The following is a 24,759-nucleotide window of genomic DNA, read 5'->3' as shown; positions in this document are numbered from 1 at the left end:
CCTAGCCGATGCAAGCTCTCCGCACCGCCGCTTCGGGCATGTCAGCGCAACAGCTGAACGTCGAAGTCATCTCCAACAACATCGCGAACATGAACACCGTTGGCTTCAAGCGCCAGCGGGCCGAGTTCCAGGATCTGCTCTACCAGCAGGTGGAGCGCGCCGGGTCGCAGTCGTCCAGCAACGGCAACATCGTCCCGACCGGCGTCCAGGTCGGCGGCGGCGTCAAGGCCGGCTCGGTCTACCGTATCACCGAGCAGGGCACCCCGACCCTGACCGACAACCCGCTGGACGTCGCCATCCAGGGCAAGGGCTACCTGCAGGTTCTGCTGCCCTCGGGCGAGACGGCCTATACCCGGGCCGGCAACTTCTCGACCAACGACCAGGGCCAGATCGTCACCGAGGACGGCTACACCGTCCAGCCGGGCATCACGGTCCCGCAGAACACCACCGACATCACGATCAGCAAGACCGGCCTGGTGCAGGTCAAGCTGGACGGCCAGCCGCAGCCGCAGACCATCGGCCAGCTGCAACTGGCCACCTTCATGAACGAAGGCGGCCTGGAGCAGATCGGCGACAACCTGCTGCTGGAAACCGCCGCCTCGGGCGCCGCCACCCTCGCCGCCCCCGGCGAACCGGGCTTCGGCGTCCTGATGCAGCACTACACCGAAGCCTCGAACGTCGACGCGGTGACGGAAATCACCTCGCTGATCACGGCCCAGCGCGCCTACGAGATGAACTCGAAGGTGATCACCACGGCCGACCAGATGCTCCAAGCCACCTCGCAGCTGCGGTCGTAAGCGCATGAAAGCCTTCCTCCTCGCCGCCGCCGCCACGCTGGTGATCAGCGCCCTCTCCGCCCCCGCCCATGCCGGCGCGCCGGTCAGCCTGCGGATGGACACCACCGACGCCGACGGCCGCATCACCCTGGGCGACCTGTTCGACGGCGTCAGCGGCCCGGCCGCCAACATCGTCGTCGCCGCCCGCATGGGTCCGACGGCCGTGCTTGACGCCGGCCAGGTGCAGGTTTCGGCCCGCCGCGCCGGTTTCGACTGGACCAACAGCAACGGCATCCGCCGCATCATCGTCCGCGAAGGCCAGGACAACGGCGGCGTCTCGGCCGGCGGCAAGACTCTGGCCGGCGCGGCGCGCGGCAATGTGGAAGTTCTTGCCTACGCCCGTAGCATCATGGCCGGCGAGATCGTCCAGCCTCAGGACCTCGTCTGGGTAAAGATGGCCGGCGCCCCGATGGACGCCCCCCGCGACGCCGACGCCGTGATCGGCCTGGCCGCCAAGCGCCCCCTGCGTGAAGGCGCCGCAGTCCAGAGCCGCGACGTGGCCGCCGCCCAGGTCATCAAGACCGGCGACCTGGTCACCATCACCTACGACGACGGCGGAATTTCCCTTTCGCTTCAAGGCAAGGCCATGGCCGCCGCCGCGACGGGCGACCTCTTCGCCGTTCAGAACACGCTCTCGAAGAAGATCATCCAGGCCGTCGCCACCGGCCCTGGCTCCGCAGCGGTCGGTCCGCAGGCCCAAGCCTTGCAAGCCCGTTCGCAACCCGTCCGTTTCGCCGCTCGCTAAGAGGTAGCCCACCCCATGCGTCGCCCCGTCATCATCGCCGCCGCCGTCCTGCTCGCGCCGCTGGCCGCCTGCTCCACCGTCACCGAAGCCGTGAAGGGTCCGCAACTGGCGCCGGTCGGCTATCCGGCCGAACTGGCCCCAATGCAGCAGCAATACGTCTCGGCCCGTGAACCCGCCCCGCAGGCGGCCTCGGCCAACTCGCTGTGGCGCGTCGGCGCCCGCGCGTTCTTCAACGACCAGCGCGCCAGCCGCGTCGGCGACATCGTCACCGTCATGATCGACATCGACGACAGCGCCAGCACCAAGAACCAGACCGCCAGCTCGCGCACCTCGAACATGAAGGCCGGCGTGCCGAACTTCCTGGGCCTGGAGTCCAGCCTGGGCAAGGTCCTGCCGGGCGGCTTCGATCCGGCCAACGCCGTGAACACCAACTCGGCCACCACCAACGCCGGCGCGGGCAGCGTCCAGCGCTCGGAAAAGATCAGCCTGACGATCGCCGCCGTGGTCAGCCAGGTGCTGCCGAACGGCAACATGGTCATCCAGGGCACCCAGGAAGTCCGCACCAACGCCGAGCTGCGCCAGCTGACCGTGGCCGGCATCGTGCGTCCGGAGGACATCTCCTCGGCCAACACCATCAAGCACACCCAGATCGCCGAGGCCCGCATCAGCTACGGCGGCCGCGGCGACATCAGCCGCGTCCAGAAGACCCCGGCCGGCCAGTCGCTGGTCGAGAAGTTCTCGCCGTTCTAAGCGCGGATATCCAAGCCCTGGCATAGGGCTGCAAGATCGTCGGGCGCGACCATCGCAAGGTGGTCGCGCCCGATGCGTTTCAGGAGCCATTCAGGTTCCACCTGCGTTGATCCGGGCGAGGAGGACCGCCATGGCGTCCCGCATCGTCGCTTTCGCCGCCCTGAGCCTGGCCGTCCTGCTGGCCGGCTGCGCGCACGAGAAGGTCGCGCTGGACGGCTATCGCTGGGCCTATCTGGCGGAAGGTTCTGAAACCCCTCGCCTCGCCTATGGCCGCCCCAACACCGACGATGTCGTGCTGATGATCAGCTGCCGCCCGGGTCAGGATCAGGTCGAGATCTCGGCCGTGGGCCTGTCCGGCGGCGAGATCGTCCTGGCCTCGGGCCGCACGGAAAGCCGCTTCGCCGCCGCCAAGGTCGACGACGCGCTGAGCCAGGGCGGCTTCCTGGAAGGGCGCGGCAAGGCCAGCGCTCCGGCGCTGGACGGTTTCCGGAAATCAGGCGACCTGGCCCTGCTGACCCAGGGCGAGCGCCACAGCTTGGCGGCGGCCCCTGCCGACCGGGGCCACGTGAAGGCCTTCTTCAAGGCCTGCGGGGTTTAGGCCCGGCGGCCAGCCCCCGCCGCGCTGACATTGTCCATGCCCATGGCCGACAAGGCCCCGCGCAGTATGCCCTCGGCGTCGAGGCCGGCCTGGGCGTACATGAGGTCGGGCTTGTCCTGGTCCTGGAAGACGTCGGGCAGGCACAGGGTGCGGATCTTCAGACCGCGGTCCAGCGCGCCGTGCTGGGCCAGAGCCTGCAGCACGAAGGCGCCGAAGCCGCCCATCGCGCCTTCCTCGACCGTGATGATCGCCTCGTGCTCCCGCGCCAGGCGCAACAGCAGGTCCAGGTCGAGCGGCTTGGCGAAGCGGGCGTCGCAGACGGTGGCCGACAGGCCGCGCGCCGCCAGCAGATCGGCGGCCTTCAGGCTTTCCGACAAACGCGTGCCGAACGAGACGATGGCGACGCTGGTCCCCTCGCGGACGATGCGGCCCTTGCCGATCTCCAGGGGCTCGGCGATGGCGGGCAGGCCCAGGCCCAGGCCCTCGCCGCGCGGATAGCGGAAGGCGCTGGGGCGGTCGTCGATCTCGGCGGCGGTGGCGACCATCCGGGCCAGCTCCACCTCGTCGGCGGCGGCCATCAGCACCATGCCGGGCAGAGCGCCCATGAAGCCGATGTCGAAGCTGCCGGCGTGGGTCGGACCGTCGGCGCCGACCAGGCCGGCGCGGTCCATGGCGAAGCGCACGGGCAGGCCCTGGATGGCGACATCGTGCACCACCTGGTCGTAGCCGCGCTGCAGGAAGGTCGAATAGATCGCCGTGAAGGGCTTCATGCCATCGGCGGCAAGGCCGGCGGCGAAGGTCACCGCGTGCTGCTCGGCGATGCCGACGTCGAAGGTGCGGTCCGGAAAGGCCTTCTGGAACAGGTCCAGGCCCGTGCCCGAGGGCATGGCGGCGGTGATGGCGACGATCTTGTCGTCCTTTTCCGCCTGCTTGATCAGTTCCTGAGCGAAGACCTTGGTGTAGCTGGGCGGACCGGCGGCCGCCTTGTGCTGCTGGCCGGTGACCACGTCGAACCTGGCCACCGCGTGCAATTTGTCGTCGGCGCCCTCGGCCGGGGCGTAGCCCTTGCCCTTCTGGGTGACGCAGTGGACCAGCACCGGCTTGTCGCCGAAGGCCTTGGCGTTCTTGAGCACGCTGACCAGGGCGTCCATGTCGTGGCCGTCGATCGGGCCGATATAGTAGAAGCCCAGCTCCTCGAAGAAGGTGCCGCCGGTGACCATGCCCCGGGCATATTCTTCCGCCTTGCGGGCGGCTTCGCGCATCGGGGTCGGCAGCTTCTCGACCACCGTCTTGCCCAGCTTGCGCACCGAGCGATAGGCGCCGCCCGAAACGAGGTTGGCGAGATAGGCGCTCATGCCGCCCACCGGCGGGGCGATCGACATGTCGTTGTCGTTGAGGATGACGATCAGGCGCTTGGTGGTGTCCGTCGCCGCGTTCATCGCCTCATAGGCCATGCCAGCGCCCAGCGAGCCGTCGCCGATCACGGCGATGACGCTGTTGTCCTCGCCCTTGGCGTCGCGCGCGGCGCAGAAGCCCAGGGCCGCCGAGATCGAGGTGGCCGCGTGGGCCGCGCCGAACGGGTCGTACGCGCTCTCGGCCCGCTTGGTGAAGCCCGACAGGCCGCCGCCCTGGCGCAGCGTCTTGATCCGGTCGCGTCGGCCGGTGAGGATCTTGTGCGGATAGGCCTGATGGCCGACGTCCCAGATCAGGATATCCTTGGGCGTCTCGAAGACGTGGTGCAGCGCCACGGTGAGCTCGACCACGCCGAGGCCCGCGCCCAGATGGCCGCCTGTCACCGACACAGCGTCGATCGTCTCGGCGCGCACCTCGGCCGCGAGCTGTTTCAGCTCCGCGACGGAGAGGCCTCGCGTGTCGGCCGGCGAAGCGATGGTGTCGAGCAGTGGTGTTTTGGAGGACATGTTGGAAGAAAGCGCGGTCAGTTGCGGCGGTCCAGCACGAAATCGACGCTTTCGCGCAGATGTTCGGCTCGTTCGCCAAAGATTTCGAGATGGGAGCGAGTCTGGTCGGCCAGAAGCGCCACGCGCTCTTTCGCCGCGTCCAGCCCCAGCAGGGTGACGTAGTTGGCCTTGCCCTTGGCGGCGTCCTTGCCGCCCGTGGCCTTGCCCATGGTCTTGGGATCGCCCTCGGCGTCCAGGATGTCGTCGACGATCTGGTAGGCCAGGCCCAGGTCCTGGGCGAAGGCCATCAGGGCGGCGCGCTCGGCTTCCTTGGCGCGGGCGATGATCAGCGGGATCTCGAAGGCGAAGGCGATCAAGGCCCCGGTCTTCAGGCGCTGCATGCGGGCCACGGCGCCCAGGTCGTCGCGAACCCCGAGAATGTCGATCATCTGGCCGCCCGCCATGCCCTTGGCGCCCGAGGCGATGGCCAGCTTGCGCACCAGCTCGCAGCGGACGTGGCCGTCGTCGTGGGTGTCGGGATGAGCCATGATCTCGAAGGCCGCCGTCTGCAGCGCGTCGCCCGCGAGGATGGCCGTGGCCTCGTCATACTGCTTGTGCACGGTCGGACGGCCACGACGGACGGCGTCATCGTCCATGGCCGGCAAGTCGTCGTGGACCAAGCTGTAGGCGTGGATGCACTCCAGCGCGCAGGCCGCGCGCAGCACCGGCCGCTCGGGCAGGTCGAACATCTTGCCGGTCTCGAGCGCGAAGAACGGACGCAGGCGCTTGCCTGGGCCCAGGGCCGCGTAGCGCATGGCCTCGGTCAGACGGGTTTCCGGACCGTCGGCCCGCGGCAGCAGCTCGTCGAGCGCCACGGTGACGATGTCGGCGGCCTGGACGATCCGCTTGGCAAGATCTGTCAAGAGCGGCTCCCCTCGGTCTCCGAACGAACGCCCGCCATCAGTTGAACTCGGCCGCTTCGGCGGTCACGGCCCCACCCTGGCCCAGGACGATCTTCTCGACCTTCAGGCGCGCGGCTTCCAGCTTCTTTTCGCAATGGGCCTTCAGGGCCGCGCCGCGCTCGTAGATGTCGATCGAGCGCTCCAGCGGGGCCTGGCCCGATTCCAGCTCGGCCACGATCCGCTCCAGCTGCGCCAGGGCTTCCTCGAAGCTCAAGGCGGCGATATCGGCGGGATTGCTGGCGGCGTCGGTCATTTCAACTCTCAGGTGAACAGCGCTCAGCCTAGTGGCGCAAGGCCGCGCGGGCAACGGCGTAGAGCCAAGGCATGGTTAAGGGAAGAGGCTTTGGCCAGTCAGCCGCGACGGAAGCGCTTGAGGCTCCAATAGGCGTGGCCTTCATCCACCAGTTTCGTCAGCCCACGCGCCTTCAGCGCATCGGCGATCATCCAGTTGAAGAAGCCGTGGGCCACGACCAGCACGTCCTGGCCCTGGTCGGACAGCGCGACCAGCCGGTCGGCGGCCTGGCCGGCCCGGACCTGCGCCTCGGCGCGGGTCTCCTGGCCGCCGTGGTTGTTGAAGAACCACCACCAGAAGCGGGCGAAGAACCCCAGGCGCTTGGGCGACATTCTCAGCCACAACGGCCAGGGCGGCGGCGGCAGCGGGGCCTCGATGAAGGTCTCGTCGGTGATGAAGGCGCGGCCGGCGACCACCGCATTGGCGGTCTCGATGGCGCGGCGACGAGTCGAGACGATAATCGCGTCGGCGTCGCGGGCGATCCGCATCAATCCGTCCGGTGGGGTCTGGTCCGCCTTCAGGCCGCCCACCTCGTAGCGGGCCCACCACTCGCCGTATTCGGGCGCATTGAGCCGGATCTTGCGCGACAGCGCGGGTTCGCCGTGGCGGGCCAGGGTGATGGTCCCCGATTTCACGGGCGAGGACGCTTGGTCGGCGATGGTGACGTCGGCCATATTGAAGAGAAGTCGGTGGGCGGCAAGCCCGTCCCGTCCCCTCACCCCTCCTGAAGAGCCCGCACATGCGCGGCGGCGGAACGCCCCAGCGCCTGGAGGTCGTAGCCGCCCTCGAGCGAGGACACAACCCGGCCCTTGGCGCGGGCATTGGCCACCGAGACGATCGCGCGAGTCGCCCAGGCGAAATCCTCCTCGTCCAGGCTCTGCGCCGACAACGGGTCGCGGACGTGAGCGTCGAAACCGGCCGAGACGATCAGCAGCTCCGGCGCGAAGGCGTCGACCTTGTCCATCAGCCCCTCGAATCGCGACCGCCAGGTCTCGCGCGGCGCGTGGGGCCCCACGGTGGCGTTGGCGATGTTGCCCAGGCCCGTCTCGGACGGATCGCCCGTGCCGGGATAGAGCGGCGACTGGTGGATCGAGGCGAAGAACACGGTGGGATCGTTCTCGAACACCGCCTGGGTGCCGTTGCCGTGGTGGACGTCGAAGTCGACGATCGCCACCCGCTTCAGCCCGGCCGCCTGGGCCGCGCGGGCGGCTACGGCGACGCTGGAGAAGACACAGAAGCCCATGGCCACGCCCGGTTCGGCGTGGTGACCGGGCGGCCGAACGGCGCAGAAGGCGCGGTTGGTCTCGCCCGCCGCCACCGCCCGCACGGCCGCGACGCCGGCCCCGGCCGCGCGCCGGGCGGCGGCCAGGCTGCCGCTCGACATCACCGTATCGGGATCCAGCGCCAAGCGACCTGACCTGGGCGCCGCCGCGAACACGGCGTCGACGAAGGCCTTGGGATGCACCCGCAGCAGATCCTCGACCTCCACCAGCGGCGCGTCCAGCGCCTCTAACTGGAGATTGGGGTCGTCGTTCAGAGCGTCGACCACGGCCCGTAGCCGCTCGGGGCTCTCGACGTGGCCGTGGCCGGGCTGGTGATCCAGCATGTCGAGATGCGTGTAGAGCGACAGGGCCATGGTCAGCCCGCCTTGCGGACCGGCTCGGCCTGGACGCCCAGCACATTGGCGTCGCCCCAGGCCTTGAGCGCGCAGATCACCGGCTCCAGGCTCCTGCCCTTGCTCGACAACGCGTATTCGACCTTGGGCGGCACCTCGGCATAGACGGTGCGGACGATCAGGCCGTCGCTCTCCAGCTCACGCAGCTGCTTGGTCAGCATGCGCTGGGTCACCGCCCCCAGCTTGCGCCCCAGGGCGTTGAAGCGCAGGCGGCCGCTGAGCAGGTGATACAGGATCACGCCCTTCCACTTGCCGTCGATCAGGTTCAGCGCCGCCTCGACGCCACACTCCTTGGGATCTTCCACGGCCGCCTCACGGTATCCAATTGGGTACTACATACAGAAAATGACCGTACTTGCGAAGATCGTAGCGTGGCGCGATCTCCTGGTCGGGGGCCCGAGACCGCCCTTCTTTGCTGGAGACCATCATGAAGATCGTCGGCTTCCGTGAGTTGCTGCCCGCCACCGATCCCAACGCCCTGCTCGACCTGGAAGCGCCCGATCCCGTGGCCAGCGGCCACGACATCCTGGTGCGGGTGAAGGCCGTTTCGGTGAACCCCGTCGACACCAAGGTGCGCGGCCGCGCCCAGCCGGCGCCGGGCGAGGTCCGGGTGCTGGGCTTCGACGCCGCCGGCGTGGTCGAGGCGGTCGGCGAGGCCGTCACCCTGTTCGCGCCGGGCGACGAGGTGTTCTACGCCGGCGCCATCGGCCGCCAGGGCTCGAACGCCGAGCTGCAGCTGGTCGACGAACGCATCGTCGGCAGAAAGCCCAAGAGCCTGGACTTCGCCCAGGCCGCCGCCATGCCGCTGACCTTTATCACCGCCTGGGAACTGCTGTTCGACCGGTTCGGCGTGGCGCGCGACGGCGGCGAGGGCCAGACCCTGGTGATCATCGGCGGGGCGGGCGGCGTGGGGTCGGCCCTGATCCAGCTGGCGCGCAAACTGACCCGGCTGAACGTCGTGGCCAGCGCCTCGCGCGACGAGACCCGCCGCTGGGTCGAGGACCTGGGCGCGCACCAGACCTTCGACCACACCAAGCCGCTCGCCGACGAGCTGGCGCGCCTGGGCCTGGACGCCCCGGCCTACATCGCCTGCCTGACCCACAGCGCCCAGCACTTCCCGCAGGTCGCCGAAGCCATCGCCCTGCAGGGCAAGATCGGGATCATCGAGGCCGACGGCGACCTGAACATCCGCCCGCTGCAGGCCAAGGCCGCCTCGATCCACTGGGAGTACATGTTCGCCCGGCCGCAGGGCGCGCCGGACATGATCGAGCAGCATAAGCTGCTGACGGAGGTCTCGGCCCTGGTCAACCAGGGGATCCTGCGCACCACCCTGACCCAGGTCGTCGGCAAGATCCGCGCCGCCGACCTGCTGGAAGCCCATCGCATCGTCGAGAGCGCCCGCACCATCGGCAAGGTGGCGCTGGAAGGCTTCTGACTGTTGAAGGGCCCATATTGAAGGCGGGGGTCATGGCGGCTACTCAGGTCGCCATGACCGACAAGCTCCGCCGTGCGACGATCGAAGACGCCGACACCGTGTCCAGCCTGGGCGCGCGCACCTTCACCGAGACCTTCGCCCATCTCTATCCGCCCGAGGACCTGGAGACCTTCCTTGCCTATGCCTACGGCCTGGAGCGGACCCGCAACGACCTGGCCCATCCCGACAAGGCGACCTGGCTGCTGGAGGACGAGGACGGCGAGGCCATCGGCTACGCGCTGGCCGGCCCCTGCGACCTGCCGCATGACGACGCCGGCCCCGACCATGGCGAACTGAAACGGGTCTACGTGCTGAAGAGCCACCAGGGCGGCGGTCGCGGCTCGCGCCTGCTGAACACCGCCCTCGACTGGCTGGAAAAGGACGGCCCGCGCCCGCTGTGGATCGGCGTCTGGTCCGAGAACTTCGGCGCGCAACGGCTCTACGGTCGGCTGGGGTTCGAGAAGGTCGGCGAATACCACTTCCCGGTCGGCGAAACGCGGGACCTGGAGTTCATCCTGCGGCGAGGGTGAAATCCTCCCCCTAGCGGGGGAGGTGTCGGCTCGAAGAGACGACGAAGGGGGAAGAGGCAAGGTTAGCAGGACTTTCCCCACCGGCGCTTCGCGCCACCTCCCCCGCTAGGGGGAGGATTGGATTGCGTCTGCTTTCAGAACCCTCCACAATCGAACATCTGTTCGAAAGCCGCGCCGATGTTCCTTCGCTTCTTCTCCGAGCTCCGCCAGGCCAAGGTGCCGGTCAGCCTGCGCGAATATCTCCTGCTGATGGAAGCCCTGGACAAGGACGTCATCGACCGCTCGGTCGAGGACTTCTATTTCCTGTCGCGCGCCAGCCTGGTGAAGGACGAGAAGAACCTCGACAAGTTCGACCGCGTGTTCGGCCACGTCTTCAAGGGGCTTGAGACCGTCAACGACGGCCTCGCCGCCGACATCCCGGAAGAGTGGCTCAAGGCCCTGACCGAGAAGTTCCTCACCGACGAGGAGAAGGCCCAGATCGAGGCCCTGGGCGGCTTCGAGAAGCTGATGGAGACGCTGCAGGAGCGGTTGCGCGAACAGCACAAGCGTCACGAGGGCGGCAACAAGATGATCGGCTCGGGCGGCACCTCGCCGTTCGGCAACAACGGCTACAATCCCGAAGGCGTGCGAATCGGCCAGGACAAGAGCCGGCACGGCCGCGCCGTGAAGGTCTGGGACAAGCGCGAGTACAAGAACCTCGACGACTCGGTCGAGCTGGGCACCCGCAACATCAAGGTCGCCCTACGGCGCCTGCGCAAGTTCGCCCGCACCGGCGCGGCCGACGAGCTGGACCTGAACGGCACGATCAAGGGCACGGCCGAGAAGGGCTATCTGGACATCCAGCTGCGACCCGAGCGCCGCAACGCCATCAAGGTGCTGATCTTCTTCGACATCGGCGGCTCGATGGACGGTCACATCAAGCTCTGCGAGGAGCTGTTCAGCGCCGCCAAGACCGAGTTCAAGAACCTGGAATTCTACTACTTCCACAATTGCCTCTACGAGACCGTGTGGAAGGACAACAGGCGTCGCAACACCGAGAAGATCCAGACCTTCGACGTGCTCCACAAGTTCCCGGCCGACTACAAGGTGATCTTCGTCGGCGACGCGACCATGAGCCCGTACGAGATCACCTATCCGGGCGGCAGCGTCGAACACTGGAACGAGGAGCCCGGCGCGATCTGGATGCAGCGGGTCACCGACATCTATCAGAGCTGCATCTGGCTGAACCCGACACCCGAGCGGCACTGGGACTACACTCAGTCGATCGGCGTCATGAAGCAGATCCTGTCCGACCGCATGTACCCGCTGACCCTGGAAGGCCTGGACAAGGCCATGCGCGAACTGGTTCGCGGTTAGATCAGCGGACCGGCGCCGCGTCGCCGAAGTGGCCCGCGTCGTTCGACGGCTGGCCGATCAGCGGCACTTCCGGCGGCGCGGTGTGATCGTTGGCGATCATCGTCCCGATCCGGAAGGTGGAGCTGGTGGCCCCGCCCAGCAGGATGAAGACGTCCTCGCGCCCATCCCCGTCGATGTCGAAGCCGATCCGGGCGCCTGACACCGCCTGGCTGACATCGGCCGCCTGCGTGACAGCGGCGTCGTTCAGCGCCTGGGCCTGAGCCGTCAGCACGTTGCTGACGGCGGCGGTGCTGATCACGGTCGCGCGCCCCTCGCCCATCACGGCCAGGTGGTCGCCCTTGGCGGCCGAGTAGTCGAGCACGACTCCCAGCAGGGCGGCGAGCTTGTCGGCCGGTGGCGCGGCGGAGATCAGGAAGGTGTCGGCCCCGGCCCCGCCCTTGGCGACCACGCGGGCGTTCATGACGATGCGATCGGCGCCTTCGCCGCCGTCCAGGTGATCGACCTCGCCCTTCGGCGCGCCGCGGCCGTCGATATAGTCGTCGCCGGCGCCGCCGCGGATCGTGTCGCCGCCGGCCGTGCCGTACATGACGTCGTTGCCGGAGGTGCCGACCATGACGGTCCTGGTGGCGGCGAAGCCCTGGCCGCCTAGGTCCTCGACCACCGTCTTGTCATCCGACGCGGCGGGCGCATGGCCGGAGCCCGGGGCGGGCGCCGACGCCGACGCCAGATGCGCGATCTTGAACACCGACAGGCCCTGCGGAGCCTCGCTCGGCGCCTGGACGGCGATCGCCCCGACGCCTTCCGGCTTGACCGCCGGCTGCGGCATGGCTTCACCGGCCACGGGGACGGGCTTATGCGCCTGCGTCCGGTCGGCCTCGAGGTTGAGGGCGGCGATCAGCTTGGAGGCCATCGTCTCGATGGCCGGATCGTCGGCGCGCGGCAGGTTCTCGAAAGTCAGGCGGCCAGCCTCGCCCAGGTCGGCGCCGCGCAGTTCGAGATAGAGGCCGACGGCGATGACCAGCGACAGGAAGGACTGGGCCTCGCGGCTGGCGGGATTGAAGGCGACGACCGTGCCGTTCTGCTCCGGGATGCCCGAGGCCAGCACCTGGCGCAGGGCGCCCCACAGGCTGCCCACCTGGTGGAACATGTCGATCGCCGCGTCGTGGACGACGAACTGGCCGTCGATGCGGGCGATGTGGACCAGCACGTCCTGGTTGGAATCGGTGACCACGTACCAGGGGTCGCCCGAGTCGGTCTGGCCGAAGATCCCGTCGACCTCGCCATAGGCCGTCTCCAGCTGCTGCGTCAGCAGCATCAGCAGACCGCGCTCGTTGGCGGACCAGTCGCTGGCCGGAGGCCGCGGGCTGAAGGCTAGGATCTCACCCATCTCGTCGTCGCTCGTTAGGCCTGGGCCGCCCGCTCGGTCACGACCGGCTCAGCCTCTTCGGCGGCGCCGTCGAACAGAAGCCGGTGCAGCTCGGGTTCGTAATATCGCAGCAGGGTGCGGGCGAACTGGCCGGGATCAAGACCCAGGCTCTCCGCCCAAACGGCCTGAGCCTCGATCGGAACGCGACCCAGACCGTTCTCAACCTGCGAGACGAAGGTGTAATAACGCAACCCCGTCTTCTCGGCCAGTTCCGCCTGAGTGAGGCCAGCGGCCTCGCGCGCGGACTTCAGCCAACGTCCCGCCTCACGGCGCAGGGTCTTGGTCAGGGCCGCCTTGGCGGGATTCATCGCCGTTCTGGACATCGCTAAGCCGCTTCCTCGCCCCATACGCGGGCGCTCCCCTAGTTGTTACACAATGCGTAAAAACGCAACAATCGATCGCGGGTCTCGCGAAGAGGCCTTGCGGATCACCTTCGACCCACATACAGTTTTTATGCAACTATTTTGAATGTATCGGGCCGCATGTACGTTTCGATAGACCCCGCCCACGCCCGCACCGCGCCCCCCTTCCAGCAGGATTGGGCCATCCGGCCGCGCCTGTCGCTGATCATGGTCGTCTACATGACCGGTCCGGCGCTGATGGAGAGCGTGCGTCACGCCCTGGCCGAGCCCCGGGTCGAGGAGTTCGTCGTTGTCGACAACGGTTCGTCCCTTGCCGACGCGGCCTGGCTGCGCGACCTGGCTCGCCGCGAGCCGCGCGTGCGCCTGCTGCAAGGCCTGGGCAATATCGGCTTCGCCCGCGCCGCCAATCTGGGCGCGGCCGCGGCCAAGGGGGAAGAACTGGTCTTCCTCAATCCCGACGCCTTCCTGACCCCCGGCGCGGTGGCGGCCCTGTCCGAGGCCGCCCGCGACCGCCCCTCGCCCTGCGTGATCGGGGCCCGGGTGTTCAATACCGACGGAACCGAACAGCGGGGCGCGCGGCGCGGCGAGATCACGCCCGTCACGACCCTGCTCACCCTCTCGAAGCTTAGCGCCCTTCTGCCCCCGCTGCGCCGCTTCGAGATCCACCGGGAGAGCGAACTCCCCCCTTCGCACCCGGTGGACACCCCTACGATCTCGGGCGCCTGCTTCTACATGCGGGCCACCGATTTCCACGTCCTCGGCGGCTTCGACGAGGGTTATTTCCTGCATGTCGAGGACATCGACCTGTGCTGGCGGGCCCGCCGCCGGGGCGGCAGCGTGCTGTTCCAGCCCGACGCCCGCATCGTCCATGTGGGCTCGACCAGCAAGGAGAACCCGCTGGTCGTCGAATGGCACAAGGGCCGCGGCCTGGTGCGCTATTTCCTCAAGCGCGCCGACAGCCTGCCGCGCAAGGCCCTGGCGCTGCTGCTGGCGCCTCTGATCCTGGGCGTGGCCGTGGGCCGGCCGCTGTTGCGCCAGCTGCGTCGCGGTCGGATGGGCCGCTCCGTCGAGCGCCTCGCCGCCATCGGCTGAGACGCCCGCCATCCATCGGAAACAGCACGCGTTTGGCGGAAAACGCCACAAACAACCGTCCATCCGCGTTCAGACGATGATCTTGACGCTTGCGCCAAATTCGAACGCCCGTAAGACTTCCCCACGGGTAAAGGGGAACATGTAGTGAGTCCGACCACCGACGCCGCCGCTTCTAACGAAGTCGAGGCCGCCGAGACCGAAGCCGCCACCAAGAACCTGGTCTTCGTCGCCGCCGAGCGCCTGTTCGCGCTGCACGGTTTCCAGAATGTCTCGGTGCGCGACATCACCGCCGCCGCCGGCGTGAACCTGGCCTCGGTGAACTATCACTTCGGGTCCAAGGACGCCCTGCTGTTCGAGATCTTCCGGCGCCGCACGGCCGAGCTCAATCGCGAGCGGGCCAAGATGCTGCACGAGGCCAACGACCGCAACGACGGCGCCCCGCCGCTGCGCGAGATCCTGGCCGCCCTGCTGACCCCGCCCCTGCGCTGGCTGGCCCCGGACCACGAGCGCCGCATCTCGCTGCAGTTCCTGATCCGCGCCCGGAGCGAAGGCACCGACGAGATCCGCGCCGTGCTGAAGACCGACGTCTCGCACCTGCGCCGCTTCTCCGACGCCCTGCTGCGCGCCCGCCCGGATCTGTCGCCGGAAGAGGTCTACTGGCGGCTGCACTTCACCCTGGGGATGCTGCACAACAACCGCTTCGCCGAGTTCGACCGCCTGAACGTGCTGTCGGAAGGCCAGACCAGCGAGTCCGACGTCGTGGCGCTGCTGAGCCGGATGCTGGCCTTCGCCGAGGCCGGCTTTCTCGCTTAGCGAGTAGCTGGAACCTCCTCCCGGCCGGCGCGTTGTCGCTCCGGCATGGGACGGCTGCGGATCCTTCACGAGACCCGATACTACTATGAGCGGCCGGTGCGGTTCGGGCCGCAACGGCTGATGCTGCGCCCGCGCGACAGCCACGCCCTGCGCATCGTCGAGGCCTCGCTACGCCTGTTTCCGCCTGGCGCGACACGCTGGAGCTATGACGCCAACGGCAACTGCGTCTGCATCTTCGAGCCGGCGAGCCAGGCCGACGCCATGCGGGTGGCCAGCGAGCTGGTCATCGACCGCTACCCCGCCCCCCTGGTCCCGCAGCGGATCGAGAACCCCGACACCCTGACCCCGATCGTCTATTCCCGCGAGGATCGGACGACCCTGGAGCCGTTCATCGCCCCGGTCACCGACGACCCGGACGCGGTGCTGCTGCGCTGGCTGCGCGACATCCGGGCCCATCGCGACGAGCCGGCCCTGGCCTTCCTGCTGCGCATCAACGAGCTGATCCACAGCCAGTTCGAATATCGCACCCGCATGGAAGAAGGCGTGCAGACCCCGGTCGAGACCCTGCGCAAGCGCACCGGCGCCTGCCGCGACCTGGCCTGGCTGATGGTCGAGGGCCTGCGACGCCTGGGCTACGCGGCCCTGTTCGCCACCGGCTACATCCATTCGCCCGGGACGATGATCCGCGGCGCCGGCGCCACCCACGCCTGGTGCGAGGTCTTCCTGCCCGACCTGGGCTGGCTGGAATTCGACCCGACCAATGGCCTAGCCGAGTCGCCGGACTTGATCCGCGTCGCCGCCACCCGAACGCCCACTCAAGCGCTACCGGTGTCCGGGGCGATCATCGGCGATCCGGGCTCGTCGCGTCTTCACGTCTCCGTGGAGGTGCGCCTCATCGATCCAATCGACCATGCGGCGTGATACAATGAGTGTGCGTACGGGAGGAAAAGCCATGACCAGCGGCTTCCAGAACCAAGACCCCATGCGGAACGTCAGCTTCCCGAAATCGGAGCCCAAGGCCCAGCATGGCCAGAAACCCGACCAGGAGTGCCTGAAGGTGAAGGAACGACGGACCTTCGAACCCAGACCGGGCCACTGAATTGTAAATAAGCGTGAAGACGAGCGCCTTCCGCCACCCCTGCCACGCGAGCGACCTGTACAGACACCCGCGGCGCCATTAATTTTTGGGGCGAGGGGAATGGGGGAGCACCACGAGCATGCGGCGCGTCGCGCTCGGATGGCTGTTGGCGACGGCCGGTCTGGCGGTGGTAAGCGCCGCGACCGCCCTGTCGACTCGCGCCCCTGAGGAATTCAACCAGACCCTGACCCTGGCGGGCGGACCCGAGGCGGGCGGACCTGAAGTCCGCGCCCCGGCGGACGATCCCGACGCACCTATCGCCACGGCCCGCTATGGCGGCGAGCGTTCGCGTGTCGCCGCACCAGTGGCGATCGCCGCCGAAACCCACGCCGTTCCCACCGTCGCCACGTTGGCCCTGGCCGGTGGGCCGCAAGACGTAAGCCTGGCCAGCGCCGCGCCCGCCGTGGCCGTCGCCGACGCCGACGCCGACGCGCGGACAACGCCCCCTTCCCCTCCCGCCGCCGCGCGTCCGGCCGCGCGAATTCTGGCCGAGACCTCAGCCGCCCCGCACCGTCCGGTGCTGGCCCTCACGCGTGTCGAGCATCGCCGCCCGGCCGGCAAGATTCTGCAGATGCGGGTCGACGACCAGCCGCTGGCCTTCACGCCCATGGGCCTGCAGTCGGGCGCGGTGAAGCGCCTGACGCTGAACGCCTCGAACCTGATATCCAAAGCCAGCGCCTCGGCCGAGGACCTGCGCCGCGGCCGCTGGATGCTGTACGCCGCCAGTTCGGGCAAGGCCTATGGTCTGAACCTGATCCGCGACACCTTCGGCGGCTGGCGCAACGCCGGCTACAGCGAGGAGAAGATGGCCCGGTTCGGCAGCCGCCAGATCGGCCTGGGCTATCGCAAGGGCAACAGCCTCATCTCGCTGAGCGCCACGCGCCGCAAGCTCAATTCGATCGACTATTCCGACAAGGACACGGTCGTCGGCGTCAGCGTCTCGGTGCGCGGCCGCTAACCGCCTGTTTCGGTTCCGCAAGGATGTAACGCACGCGCGTCTGGACCCTCGTCGTCCAGGGGCGTAAAGCGCCCTCGTGTCCGATCAGTCTCCAGCATCCTCGCCGCTCGCGACGCGCCTGATCTCCATCGCCGTGGCCAGCGCGCTCTTGATGGAGTTCATCGACTCCACGGCCCTGTCGACCGCCCTGCCGACCCTGTCGCGGGCCTTCGCGGTCGATCCGATCCACCTGAAGCTGGCCCTGACCTCCTATATTCTGGCGCTGGCGGTTTTCACGCCGGCCAGCGGCTGGGCGGCGGAACGGTTTGGCGCGCGGCGGGTGTTCCTCTCGGCCATGACCGTCTTCCTGCTGGGCTCGGCCCTGTGCGGCCAGTCGCGCAGCCTGGAAGCCCTGGTCGCCTCCCGGATCGTTCAGGGGATCGGCGGGGCGATGATGACGCCGGTGGCGCGGCTGATCGTGGTCAGCGCCACGCCCAAGGACAAGCTGCTGACCGCCATGGGCTGGTTCACCATGCCCGCCCTGGTCGGCCCGCTGATCGGTCCGCCGATCGCCGGTCTGGTGCTCAGCGTCGCCGACTGGCCGTGGATCTTCTACATCAACCTGCCGGTCGGCCTGCTGGGCGTGATCGCCGTCATGCGCTTCGTGCCCAGGAGCGAGCCCAAGCGTGATCTGGGCCGCTTCGACACCGCCGGCTTTGTCCTGTCGGCCCTGGCGGTCAGCGGCCTGGTGATCGTGGCCGAGACGGCGGGCGTCAACCTGCTGCCGCCCTGGGCGCAGGTCACGCTGCTGGCGCTCTCCGTCGGCTGCGGCTTTGTCTATCTGCGCATCGCCAAGCGAACGGGCCGTCCGATCCTGGACCTCACCCTGCTGCGTTATCCGACCTTCCGCGCCAGCCTGGTCGGCGGCACGCTGGTGCGGCTGGGCATCGGGGCCAGCCCGTTCCTGATGCCCCTGCTGCTGCAGGTGGCGCTGGGCTGGAGCCCGCTGAAGGCCAGCTTCGTCACCCTGGCCACCGGCGTCGGCGTGCTGGCCGCCCGCCCGTTCGCGGCGGCGGGGCTCAAGCGCTTCGGCTTCCGCACCTCTCTGGCGGTGTTCGTCAGCCTGACGGCGCTGTTCACCGCCGCCCCCGGCTTCTTCGGTCCGGCCACGCCCATGGCGCTGATGATCGCGGCCCTGACCCTGGGTGGGTTCTGCCGCTCGAACCAGTTCATCGCCGCCAACACCATCGCCTATGCCGACGTGCCCGAAACTTCTACGGCGGCGGCCTCGACTCTGTCGGCCGTGACCCAGCAGGTCGGCCTGGCCCTGGGGGTCAGCTTCGGCGGCATGATGCTGCATCTGGCGCGCGGCGCCGACGGGGCCCTGACGCCGGACCGCTTCACCTTTCCGTTCGTAGCGATCGGCCTGGTGACCCTGCTGGCCCTGCCCGTCTACCTGTCGCTGGACAAAGACGCCGGCGCGGCGATCAGCGGCCGCAGCCGGGCGCCGGCCTAGGATTTGGTCCGGCGGCCTCCCCGGGAGTGGTTGGCGGTCATCGGGTCCGGCTTCTTCGGCGGAACCCAGCCCTCGGGGGTCTTCGGGACCGGCTGGTCCGTCCCCAGGCCCATGCGGCCGGGAACCTGGCGCTGGAAATAGGACGCTTGCTGCGCGTCCTCCACGCCACGCACCAGCGCGCTGTGCTGGATGCCGCCGATCTCGTCGCGCAACTTGGCCGCCGTCTCGAAGTCCTGAGCGGCGATAGCCTCTTCCATCTGCGTTTTCAGGTCATCGATGTGCGACATGACGTTCTCCATGGGGCCACCAGGAAGAACGCCTGAGGCCGGTTTTAGCCGCGCGCCGCCGCGATGCGGGCGCGGGCGATCTCGTCGGCGACCAGATTGGCCGGACGTTTCTCGGCGATCGACTGGTCGATGACCTCGGCCAGGGTCTGGGCCAGGCGGTCCAGCTTGGCCGCCACCCAGTCGCCGTCGAAGGCGGCGCCGGCTTCCAGGCCACGGATCTCGGCGGCCACGTTGATGATGCCGCCGCCGTTGATGACGTAGTCGGGGGCGTAGAGGACGCCACGGTCGAACACGGCCTGGCCGATCATGGCGTCGGCCAGCTGGTTGTTGGCCGCGCCGGCGATGATCCTGGCCTTCAGTCGCGGCAAGGTCGCCGCCGAGATCGCGCCGCCCAGGGCGCAGGGGGCGAAGACGTCGGCCTCGACGTCGAAGATGGCGTCGGTCGAAACGATCGTCGCGCCGGTCTTGGCGGCGACCGCGTTGAGGGCGGCCTGGTTGACGTCGGCGATGGTCAGGATCGCGCCGGCCGCGTGCAGCTTTTCCGCCAGATAGCCGCCGACATGGCCGACGCCCTGGATGGCGACGTGGACACCCTTGAGGTCACGGTTCAGGGCGCGCTCGACGCACAGCCGCACGCCCCTGAACACGCCCTCGGCGGTGACCGGCGACGGGTCGCCCGAGGCAGCCGCGTGGCCTTCCAGGCCGGCGACGAAGCGGGTGGTCTTGCGGGTGCTTTCCAGGTCGGCCGGCGAGACGCCGACGTCCTCGGCCGTCCAGTAGCGGCCGTTCAGGCTGTCGACCGCGCGGCCGAAGGCCTCGAACAGTTCCGGCGTCTTCTGGCTGTGGCTGTCGCCGATGATCACGGCCTTGCCGCCGCCCAGGTCGAGCTCGGCCATGGCGTTCTTGTACGACATGCCGCGCGACAGGCGCAGGGCGTCGGTCACGGCGGCGTCGGCGCTGGAATAGTCCCACATGCGGCAACCGCCGGCGGCCGGGCCGCGCGCGGTCGAGTGGATCGCGATAATCGACTTCAGACCAGTTTTTTCATCGAAGAAAGCGTGGACGCCTTCGTGTCCCTCGAAATCGGGGGAATCGAACAAGGTCATGCCGTCTGTCTCGCCTATGCTAGAATGAACGTGGCGGCTTTACGCCCCCTCGCCGCCCCTCACAACCCCGAAGACTGACGTCGCGGCCTCTGGCGTTTGACCGGCTTGGGCGGATCCAACGCCGTCATCGCCGTGACGCTCGACGGAATGGCTGGCGCGCCCGAAGGCGGCCAGGGCCCTGGCGCGTCGCGCAGGAAGGCCTCGGCGTCGCCCCAGACCTTGGCGGCCTGCCGGTCGACCAGCAGCAGGTGATAGCCCTTGGCGTAGTAGGCTGTCCGCGCGCCCGGCTTCAGGCGCCCCACGGCCTCGACCGTCGGCTCGCGCGGGATGATGTGGTCGTTAGCGCCGTAGAACCACGCGACCGGGACATGGATGTCGCCCGTCGACTTCCAGGCCCGCTCCATCAGCCCGACCAGGCCATAGATGGTGTCGGACCGCGCGCCCCAGATCATCAGCGGGTCGCGACCCATGCGGCGCAGCTCGTCGATATTGTCCGAAGCCATGACGTTGCGGACCAGCCAGTCCGGCGGCTTGACCACCCACTGGCCCAGCACGTGGGCGCTGACCCACAGGCTCATGCGGTTGGGCAGCGGCTGGTTCGACCAGCCCCAGACGGCCGGGGCGAACAGCATCAGCTTGTCGACCGGCGGCGGGTTGTCGGAAGCCATGGCGCTGATCGCCAGCGCACCGCCCATGCTGATGCCGGCCAGGGCGAGCCTGGCGTTCTGATGACGCTCGCGCACCGCCGTGATCAGCGCCCGAACATCGTCCAGCACCAGTTCGGTCGGTGCCCAGACGCCGCGCTCGGGCGAGCGGCCAAAGCCCCGGACATCCAGCGCGTAGGTCGCGATCCCCTTCCCCGCCCACCAGCCGGCCGCCAGGTGAAAGGCGTTCGAATAGTCGTTCATGCCGTGCAGACCGACGATCACCCACTCGGGCTCGCCCGCCGGCAGCCAGCGCATCAGACCCAGGCGCGCGCCGTCGAAACTGACGAAGGCGTCAGCCTCGATCCGAGGTCCGCGAAAGCCCAGCGGCCCAAGGCCTGGCCCTTGTCGCAGCGGCGCGCAGGCCGAGAGCACGGCGGCGGATGCGGTCACGATCAGGGCGCGGCGGTTCATCGTCCCAGAATGTCCGCGACCCGTTGGCGAAGGAAAGGCGCGACATCCGCCTCGAACCAGGGATTGCGCTTCAGCCAGGCGGTGTTGCGCCAGGACGGATGCGGCATCGGCAACAGGTTGGGCCCGAACTCGCGCCAGCGGGCGATGGTTTCGGTCATGGTCTTGCTGGTCCGGCCCGGCAGCGCCCAGTTCTGGGCATAGCTACCGACCAGCAGAGTCAGCTCGACGTTCGGCAGCCCCGCCAGCAACCGAGGCCGCCACATCGCCGCGCAGCGCGGCGGCGGCGGATAGTCGCCGCCCTTAGGATTGGTACCCGGAAAGCAGAAGGCCATGGCGGCCACGCCGATCTCGGGCCGGCCATAGAAGGTCTCGCGGTCGACGCCCATCCACTGGCGCAGGCGGTTGCCGGACGGGTCGTTGAACGGCAGGCCGGTCTCGTGGACCAGCCGCCCCGGCGCCTGACCGGCGATCAGGATGCGGGTCTCCTCGCGCACCCGGGTCACCGGCCTGGGCACATGCGGCAAGTAAGGCGCGCACGCCCGGCAGGCGGCGATGTCGGAGAGGATCTGATCGAGCGGCATCAGCGAGGATTTAGGCGCGCGCCTCCGGATGCCAAGCGTGACTAGTTCTCGTCGCCGTCGATATCGTCCGGGACAGTATCCTCGAAGCTGGTCGGATCGCCCTCAAGCCGCGTGCGGATGCGGTAGACGCCGCGGAATTTCTCCGGATTGACCGGCTTGTTGTGGCGCAGGATCACGACCTTGCCGTCGCGGGCCAGTTCGATGGCGTTGGTGCGCACGTGGCCCAGCAGCTGCTGCCAGCGCTCGGGCTGGATGGCCTTGGCGACGTTCATCGGGTCGATCGACTTGCCCTCGGGCAGCGCCGCCAGCTGGGACAGGATGGTGTCTTGGATCGGGGAGGTCATGAGCGCTCCCTTGCCATGGATTGTCAGCAGAGGCGAGAGCGTGGACGGGACTTGGCCGCTTGCGCCCAGCGACGCGCCCTTCTAACTGAACAACGATAAGAACACGCGGAGGGGATGCGTCATGGACGGCGGAAACGAAATCTCGAGCGGCCCGCGCCTCGTCGAGGCGGGCGACTGGGCCGGCTGGCGAACCTGGTCGGGTCAGGACCCGTTCGAGGACCAGTCTGGCCCCTTCTACTTCCGCGAAGACGACAACGGCCGCGTCACCACCGGCTTCCGCGCCGAGACCAAGCACATGAACGGCGGCGGCTTCATGCACGGCGGCTGCATGATGACCTTCGCCGACTTCTCCCTGTTCGCCATCGCCTGGAAGGAACTGGCCGACAGCCGCGCGGTGACGGTCAGCCTGAACGGCGAATTCATCGGCCCCGCCCGCCCCGGCGATCTGATCACCGGCGGGGGCGAGGTGATCAAGGCCGGCGGCTCGCTGCTGTTCATCCGCGGCCTTATCTCGACCGGGTCCGGGCCGATGCTGAACTTCTCGGGCGTGGTGAAGAAGATCAGGGCGCGCTAGGCGGAGCCGAAAACCTCGTCCTTCGACAAGCTCAGGATGAGGTTTTCTACTGAACCGTCTCGACAGTCGTCCTCACCCTGAGCCCGTCGAAGGGCGAGGACGGCCGCACTAGACCTGCCCGCTAAACCCCGGCCTTCGCTGCAGGCCGCTCCATCATCGCCTTCAGCCAGCGGTTCACGTGGACCAGCTCCGCGTCGGGCCGGAAGCGGACCATGCGGGCGAAGTCGATGCCCGTGACCGCCAGGATGTCGGCGATGGTCAGGCGGTCGGCTGCGATGAACGCGCTGTCGGCCAGGCGGCGGTCGAAGACCTTTAGCGCCCGCTCGGCGGCCTTGCGGTTGGTCTCGGCGATCTCGGGCACCTGAGTCTCGATCGCGGCCAGGGCCGGATGACCGTGGCGCACGGCCATCATCAGCGGCGTCGACAGCAGCATCTCGGCCCGCCGGGTCCACATCTCGATCACCGCCGTCTCCAGCGGGTCGCGACCGAACAGGTTCGGCTCGGGATAGACGCTTTCCAGGTAGCGGCAGATCGCCACCGACTCGGTGATGGTGGTCGCCTCATCGATCTCCAGCGCCGGCACGTTAGGCAGGCCGGCCTTGGCCAGATAGTCGGGCTGGCGATGCTGGCCGCCGAAGATGTCGATGTCGACGATCTCGACGTCCTCGATCCCCTTCTCCGCCATGAACCAGCGGACACGCCGAGGATTGGGCGCGCGGAGACAGTCGTAGAGCTTCAAAAGAAAATCCTCCCGGCTTTTGACCAGGAGGATGATCTCATTCCGCGACGGAACGGAAGCGCGGGAATTACAGCCCGAACAACGCCCGGGGCATCAGGCCGATCAGCGAGCCGGTCAGGCAGGTGGCCAGGAAGCCGGCCATCATGGCTTTCCAGACCAGGCTCAGCACCTCGGCGCGGCGTTGCGGCACCAGGACCGAGAAGCCGGCCACGTTCATGCCGACCGAGCCGATATTGGCGAAGCCGCACAGAGCGTAGGTCATGATCATGCGGGTGCGCTCGTCCAGCGTGGTGACGCCGATCTTGGCCATCTGAATGAAGGCGGTGAACTCGGTGAGGATCAGCTTGACGCCCAGCAGGCCGCCGGCCGTGCCGGCTTCCTTCCAGGGCACGCCCATCGACCAGGCCAGGGGCGAGAAGACCACGCCCAGGCCGCGCGCGATGCTCAGCGGCTGGCCGCCGATCGGCGGCATGGCGCCCAGGATCTTGTCGACCATGGTCGCCAGGGCCACGAAGACGATCAGGGTCGCGCCGACGTTCAGCGCGATCTGCAGCCCGTCGGTGGTGCCCTTCATCACCGCGTCGATCGAGGAGCCGTAGGTCTTGTCCTCGACCGAAAGATCCAGGTCACCGCCCTTCTCCATCGGGTCGGACGGCACGATGATGCGGGCCAGCAGCACGCCGGCCGGGGCCGAGATGATCGAGGCGGTCAGCACGTGGGCGGCGGCGTTGGGCAGCACGCCGGCCAGGATGGTGGCGTAGGCGACCATGGTCGAGCCCGAGACGCAGGCCATGCCGACCGTGATCAGCATGAACAGCTCCGAGCGGCTCAGCTTGTCGAGATAGGCGCGGATAAAGATCGGGCCTTCGATCTGGCCCATGAAGATGGTCGCGGCGGTGGCCAGGGCCGGCGGGCCGCGCAGGCCCAGCGTCTTCTGGAAGAGGAAGCCGAAGCCCTGGGCCAGCCACTTCAGGATCTTCCAGTGCCACAGCAGCGCCGACAGAGCGCAGACCACCAGGATCACCGGCATGACACGAAAGGCGAAGATGAAGCCCGCGCCCGGATTGCTGACCGGATACGGCTGGTCGCCGCCGGCCAGGAAGCCGAACACGAAGGCGGTGCCGGCCTGAGTCGAACTGGCCAGCCCCTCGACGGCCCCGTTGACGCCCTGCAGCAGTTGGCGCGCCTGGGGCAGGCCGAACAGCACCACCACCAAAAGCACCTGCACGACAAGGGCGGCGATCGCCAGAACCCACGGGAATCGCTTGCGATTCTCGGAAACGAGCCAGCAGAGGCCCAAAGTGAGCGCCAGACCCGCCAGGGCCTGAACGTTCTCGGGACGGAACATCAAGACGACAACCTTACAAAGAGGCGACGCCCCCGCGACGCCGATCAAGGGGCGAAGAATGACACCAAGTCAGCCGTCGCACGCAAGCGGCTTGCGTAAGGAATGGTTAAGGAAGGCGTCGATTGCCTAAGTCAGAGACCTCTTACCAACTCACCTTGTCATGCCGGACGGCCTTAGGGCGATCCGGGACCCAGGGGCCGGCGCGGTGCGGTCGCCCCTGGGTCCCGGCTCTCCGCTTCGCTACGGCCGGGATGCCAAGCTG

At 68.4% G+C, this 24,759-nt stretch carries 29 protein-coding genes and 2 pseudogenes; 14 read left to right on the top strand and 17 right to left on the bottom strand.

What is annotated here, in order from left to right:
• Window positions 1-8 precede the first annotated feature (8 nt).
• The 4 genes from flgG to AC1RNC_RS03080 all read left to right on the top strand — a co-directional run bounded on the left by flgG (window position 9) and on the right by AC1RNC_RS03080 (window position 2,929).
• On the top strand, window positions 9-797 hold the full coding sequence (gene flgG / locus AC1RNC_RS03095; RefSeq protein ID WP_492834715.1) for a flagellar basal-body rod protein FlgG: 789 nt from the start codon (window positions 9-11) through the stop codon (window positions 795-797).
• A gap of 4 nt (window positions 798-801) precedes the next feature.
• Complete coding sequence (gene flgA / locus AC1RNC_RS03090; RefSeq protein WP_492883625.1) at window positions 802-1,581, top strand: flagellar basal body P-ring formation chaperone FlgA; 780 nt, start codon at window positions 802-804, stop codon at window positions 1,579-1,581.
• Window positions 1,582-1,596: 15 nt separating this feature from the next.
• Complete coding sequence (gene flgH, locus AC1RNC_RS03085) at window positions 1,597-2,331, top strand: flagellar basal body L-ring protein FlgH (protein WP_125156479.1); 735 nt, start codon at window positions 1,597-1,599, stop codon at window positions 2,329-2,331.
• Between the two features lie 130 nt (window positions 2,332-2,461).
• Window positions 2,462-2,929, top strand: a complete 468-nt coding sequence (locus tag AC1RNC_RS03080; RefSeq protein WP_492883623.1) for a hypothetical protein — start codon at window positions 2,462-2,464, stop codon at window positions 2,927-2,929.
• Here AC1RNC_RS03080 and dxs read toward each other — a convergent pair.
• From dxs to AC1RNC_RS03050, 6 genes are all read right to left on the bottom strand, one after another.
• A complete protein-coding gene (gene dxs, locus AC1RNC_RS03075; protein ID WP_492883621.1) occupies window positions 2,926-4,848 on the bottom strand; it encodes a 1-deoxy-D-xylulose-5-phosphate synthase in 1,923 nt (640 codons plus the stop codon). The genes AC1RNC_RS03080 and dxs overlap by 4 nt on opposite strands.
• A 17-nt stretch (window positions 4,849-4,865) precedes the next feature.
• Entirely contained in the window at window positions 4,866-5,750 is an 885-nt protein-coding gene (locus AC1RNC_RS03070) for a polyprenyl synthetase family protein (protein ID WP_492834723.1), read from the bottom strand.
• A gap of 37 nt (window positions 5,751-5,787) precedes the next feature.
• Window positions 5,788-6,042 (bottom strand): exodeoxyribonuclease VII small subunit, encoded by a 255-nt coding sequence (locus AC1RNC_RS03065; protein ID WP_125156475.1) that lies wholly within the window; start codon window positions 6,040-6,042, stop codon window positions 5,788-5,790.
• A gap of 98 nt (window positions 6,043-6,140) precedes the next feature.
• On the bottom strand, window positions 6,141-6,800 hold the full coding sequence (locus tag AC1RNC_RS03060; protein ID WP_492883619.1) for a histidine phosphatase family protein: 660 nt from the start codon (window positions 6,798-6,800) through the stop codon (window positions 6,141-6,143).
• Window positions 6,797-7,717, bottom strand: a complete 921-nt coding sequence (locus AC1RNC_RS03055; protein WP_492883617.1) for a histone deacetylase family protein — start codon at window positions 7,715-7,717, stop codon at window positions 6,797-6,799. The genes AC1RNC_RS03060 and AC1RNC_RS03055 overlap by 4 nt, the downstream gene beginning before the upstream one ends.
• 2 nt (window positions 7,718-7,719) lie before the next feature.
• The gene (locus AC1RNC_RS03050) at window positions 7,720-8,061 is read right to left on the bottom strand and encodes a winged helix-turn-helix transcriptional regulator (protein WP_492883615.1); all 342 of its coding nucleotides are present in this window, start codon (window positions 8,059-8,061) and stop codon (window positions 7,720-7,722) included.
• A 122-nt stretch (window positions 8,062-8,183) separates the two neighbouring features.
• Between AC1RNC_RS03050 and AC1RNC_RS03045 the strand changes: the two genes are divergently transcribed.
• The 3 genes from AC1RNC_RS03045 (at window position 8,184) to AC1RNC_RS03035 (ending at window position 11,116) form a co-directional block, all read left to right on the top strand.
• A complete protein-coding gene (locus tag AC1RNC_RS03045; RefSeq protein WP_492883613.1) occupies window positions 8,184-9,191 on the top strand; it encodes a zinc-binding alcohol dehydrogenase family protein in 1,008 nt (335 codons plus the stop codon).
• Between the two features lie 32 nt (window positions 9,192-9,223).
• Window positions 9,224-9,760: a GNAT family N-acetyltransferase gene (locus tag AC1RNC_RS03040; RefSeq protein ID WP_492883611.1), complete on the top strand. Its 537-nt coding sequence runs from the start codon at window positions 9,224-9,226 to the stop codon at window positions 9,758-9,760.
• Window positions 9,761-9,937: 177 nt separating this feature from the next.
• Window positions 9,938-11,116 carry a vWA domain-containing protein gene (locus tag AC1RNC_RS03035; RefSeq protein WP_492834736.1) on the top strand — a complete coding sequence of 393 codons (1,179 nt, stop codon included), beginning with the start codon at window positions 9,938-9,940 and terminating at the stop codon, window positions 11,114-11,116.
• A 1-nt stretch (window position 11,117) separates the two neighbouring features.
• Here AC1RNC_RS03035 and AC1RNC_RS03030 read toward each other — a convergent pair whose 3' ends face one another.
• Window positions 11,118-12,503 (bottom strand): calcium-binding protein, encoded by a 1,386-nt coding sequence (locus tag AC1RNC_RS03030; RefSeq protein ID WP_492883609.1) that lies wholly within the window; start codon window positions 12,501-12,503, stop codon window positions 11,118-11,120.
• Between the two features lie 14 nt (window positions 12,504-12,517).
• Window positions 12,518-12,865: a helix-turn-helix domain-containing protein gene (locus tag AC1RNC_RS03025; RefSeq protein WP_492883607.1), complete on the bottom strand. Its 348-nt coding sequence runs from the start codon at window positions 12,863-12,865 to the stop codon at window positions 12,518-12,520.
• Window positions 12,866-13,024: 159 nt separating this feature from the next.
• Between AC1RNC_RS03025 and AC1RNC_RS03020 the strand changes: the two genes are divergently transcribed.
• The 6 genes from AC1RNC_RS03020 to AC1RNC_RS02995 all read left to right on the top strand — a co-directional run bounded on the left by AC1RNC_RS03020 (window position 13,025) and on the right by AC1RNC_RS02995 (window position 18,400).
• The gene (locus AC1RNC_RS03020; protein ID WP_492883605.1) at window positions 13,025-13,996 is read left to right on the top strand and encodes a glycosyltransferase; all 972 of its coding nucleotides are present in this window, start codon (window positions 13,025-13,027) and stop codon (window positions 13,994-13,996) included.
• Between the two features lie 144 nt (window positions 13,997-14,140).
• On the top strand, window positions 14,141-14,809 hold the full coding sequence (locus AC1RNC_RS03015) for a TetR/AcrR family transcriptional regulator (protein ID WP_492834744.1): 669 nt from the start codon (window positions 14,141-14,143) through the stop codon (window positions 14,807-14,809).
• A 45-nt stretch (window positions 14,810-14,854) separates the two neighbouring features.
• Window positions 14,855-15,730 (top strand): transglutaminase family protein, encoded by an 876-nt coding sequence (locus AC1RNC_RS03010; RefSeq protein ID WP_492883603.1) that lies wholly within the window; start codon window positions 14,855-14,857, stop codon window positions 15,728-15,730.
• A gap of 31 nt (window positions 15,731-15,761) precedes the next feature.
• Complete coding sequence (locus tag AC1RNC_RS03005) at window positions 15,762-15,908, top strand: hypothetical protein (protein WP_492834748.1); 147 nt, start codon at window positions 15,762-15,764, stop codon at window positions 15,906-15,908.
• 118 nt (window positions 15,909-16,026) lie between these two features.
• The gene (locus AC1RNC_RS03000) at window positions 16,027-16,905 is read left to right on the top strand and encodes a hypothetical protein (protein ID WP_492883601.1); all 879 of its coding nucleotides are present in this window, start codon (window positions 16,027-16,029) and stop codon (window positions 16,903-16,905) included.
• A gap of 76 nt (window positions 16,906-16,981) precedes the next feature.
• Window positions 16,982-18,400: an MFS transporter gene (locus tag AC1RNC_RS02995; RefSeq protein WP_492883599.1), complete on the top strand. Its 1,419-nt coding sequence runs from the start codon at window positions 16,982-16,984 to the stop codon at window positions 18,398-18,400.
• Here the strand turns inward: AC1RNC_RS02995 and AC1RNC_RS02990 are convergent.
• From AC1RNC_RS02990 to AC1RNC_RS02970, 5 genes are read right to left on the bottom strand one after another with little or no spacing between them, the layout of a single operon-like run.
• Window positions 18,397-18,687, bottom strand: coding sequence for a UvrB/UvrC motif-containing protein (locus AC1RNC_RS02990; RefSeq protein WP_492883597.1), 291 nt, complete (start codon window positions 18,685-18,687; stop codon window positions 18,397-18,399). The two genes, AC1RNC_RS02995 and AC1RNC_RS02990, sit on opposite strands and share 4 nt — an antisense overlap.
• 44 nt (window positions 18,688-18,731) lie before the next feature.
• Entirely contained in the window at window positions 18,732-19,793 is a 1,062-nt protein-coding gene (locus AC1RNC_RS02985; RefSeq protein ID WP_492883595.1) for a Leu/Phe/Val dehydrogenase, read from the bottom strand.
• 59 nt (window positions 19,794-19,852) lie between these two features.
• Window positions 19,853-20,911, bottom strand: a complete 1,059-nt coding sequence (locus AC1RNC_RS02980; protein ID WP_492883593.1) for an alpha/beta hydrolase — start codon at window positions 20,909-20,911, stop codon at window positions 19,853-19,855.
• On the bottom strand, window positions 20,908-21,492 hold the full coding sequence (locus tag AC1RNC_RS02975) for a uracil-DNA glycosylase family protein (protein ID WP_492883591.1): 585 nt from the start codon (window positions 21,490-21,492) through the stop codon (window positions 20,908-20,910). The genes AC1RNC_RS02980 and AC1RNC_RS02975 overlap by 4 nt, the downstream gene beginning before the upstream one ends.
• Before the next feature lie 41 nt (window positions 21,493-21,533).
• Window positions 21,534-21,836 (bottom strand): DUF3253 domain-containing protein, encoded by a 303-nt coding sequence (locus AC1RNC_RS02970; RefSeq protein WP_492883589.1) that lies wholly within the window; start codon window positions 21,834-21,836, stop codon window positions 21,534-21,536.
• A 121-nt stretch (window positions 21,837-21,957) separates the two neighbouring features.
• On the opposite strand from AC1RNC_RS02970, the gene AC1RNC_RS02965 reads away from it, so the two are divergent.
• Window positions 21,958-22,410, top strand: coding sequence for a PaaI family thioesterase (locus tag AC1RNC_RS02965; protein ID WP_492883587.1), 453 nt, complete (start codon window positions 21,958-21,960; stop codon window positions 22,408-22,410).
• Here the strand turns inward: AC1RNC_RS02965 and AC1RNC_RS02960 are convergent.
• The 4 genes and pseudogenes from AC1RNC_RS02960 to AC1RNC_RS02945 all read right to left on the bottom strand — a co-directional run.
• Window positions 22,407-22,516 (bottom strand): annotated as a pseudogene (locus AC1RNC_RS02960) (hypothetical protein); the annotation flags it as partial. The gene AC1RNC_RS02965 and the pseudogene AC1RNC_RS02960 sit on opposite strands and share 4 nt — an antisense overlap.
• Before the next feature lie 15 nt (window positions 22,517-22,531).
• Window positions 22,532-23,149, bottom strand: coding sequence for a glutathione S-transferase family protein (locus AC1RNC_RS02955; RefSeq protein WP_492883585.1), 618 nt, complete (start codon window positions 23,147-23,149; stop codon window positions 22,532-22,534).
• A gap of 67 nt (window positions 23,150-23,216) precedes the next feature.
• A complete protein-coding gene (locus AC1RNC_RS02950; protein WP_492834767.1) occupies window positions 23,217-24,497 on the bottom strand; it encodes a NupC/NupG family nucleoside CNT transporter in 1,281 nt (426 codons plus the stop codon).
• Window positions 24,498-24,639: 142 nt separating this feature from the next.
• Window positions 24,640-24,757: pseudogene (locus AC1RNC_RS02945) on the bottom strand (hypothetical protein); the annotation flags it as partial.
• Window positions 24,758-24,759: the final 2 nt, after the last annotated feature.

This window comes from Caulobacter sp. GW822-FHT01G02, from assembly GCF_058802865.1.
Note: the sequence above shows the minus strand (reverse complement) of the source record. Positions and strands in the feature narration are given on the sequence as shown.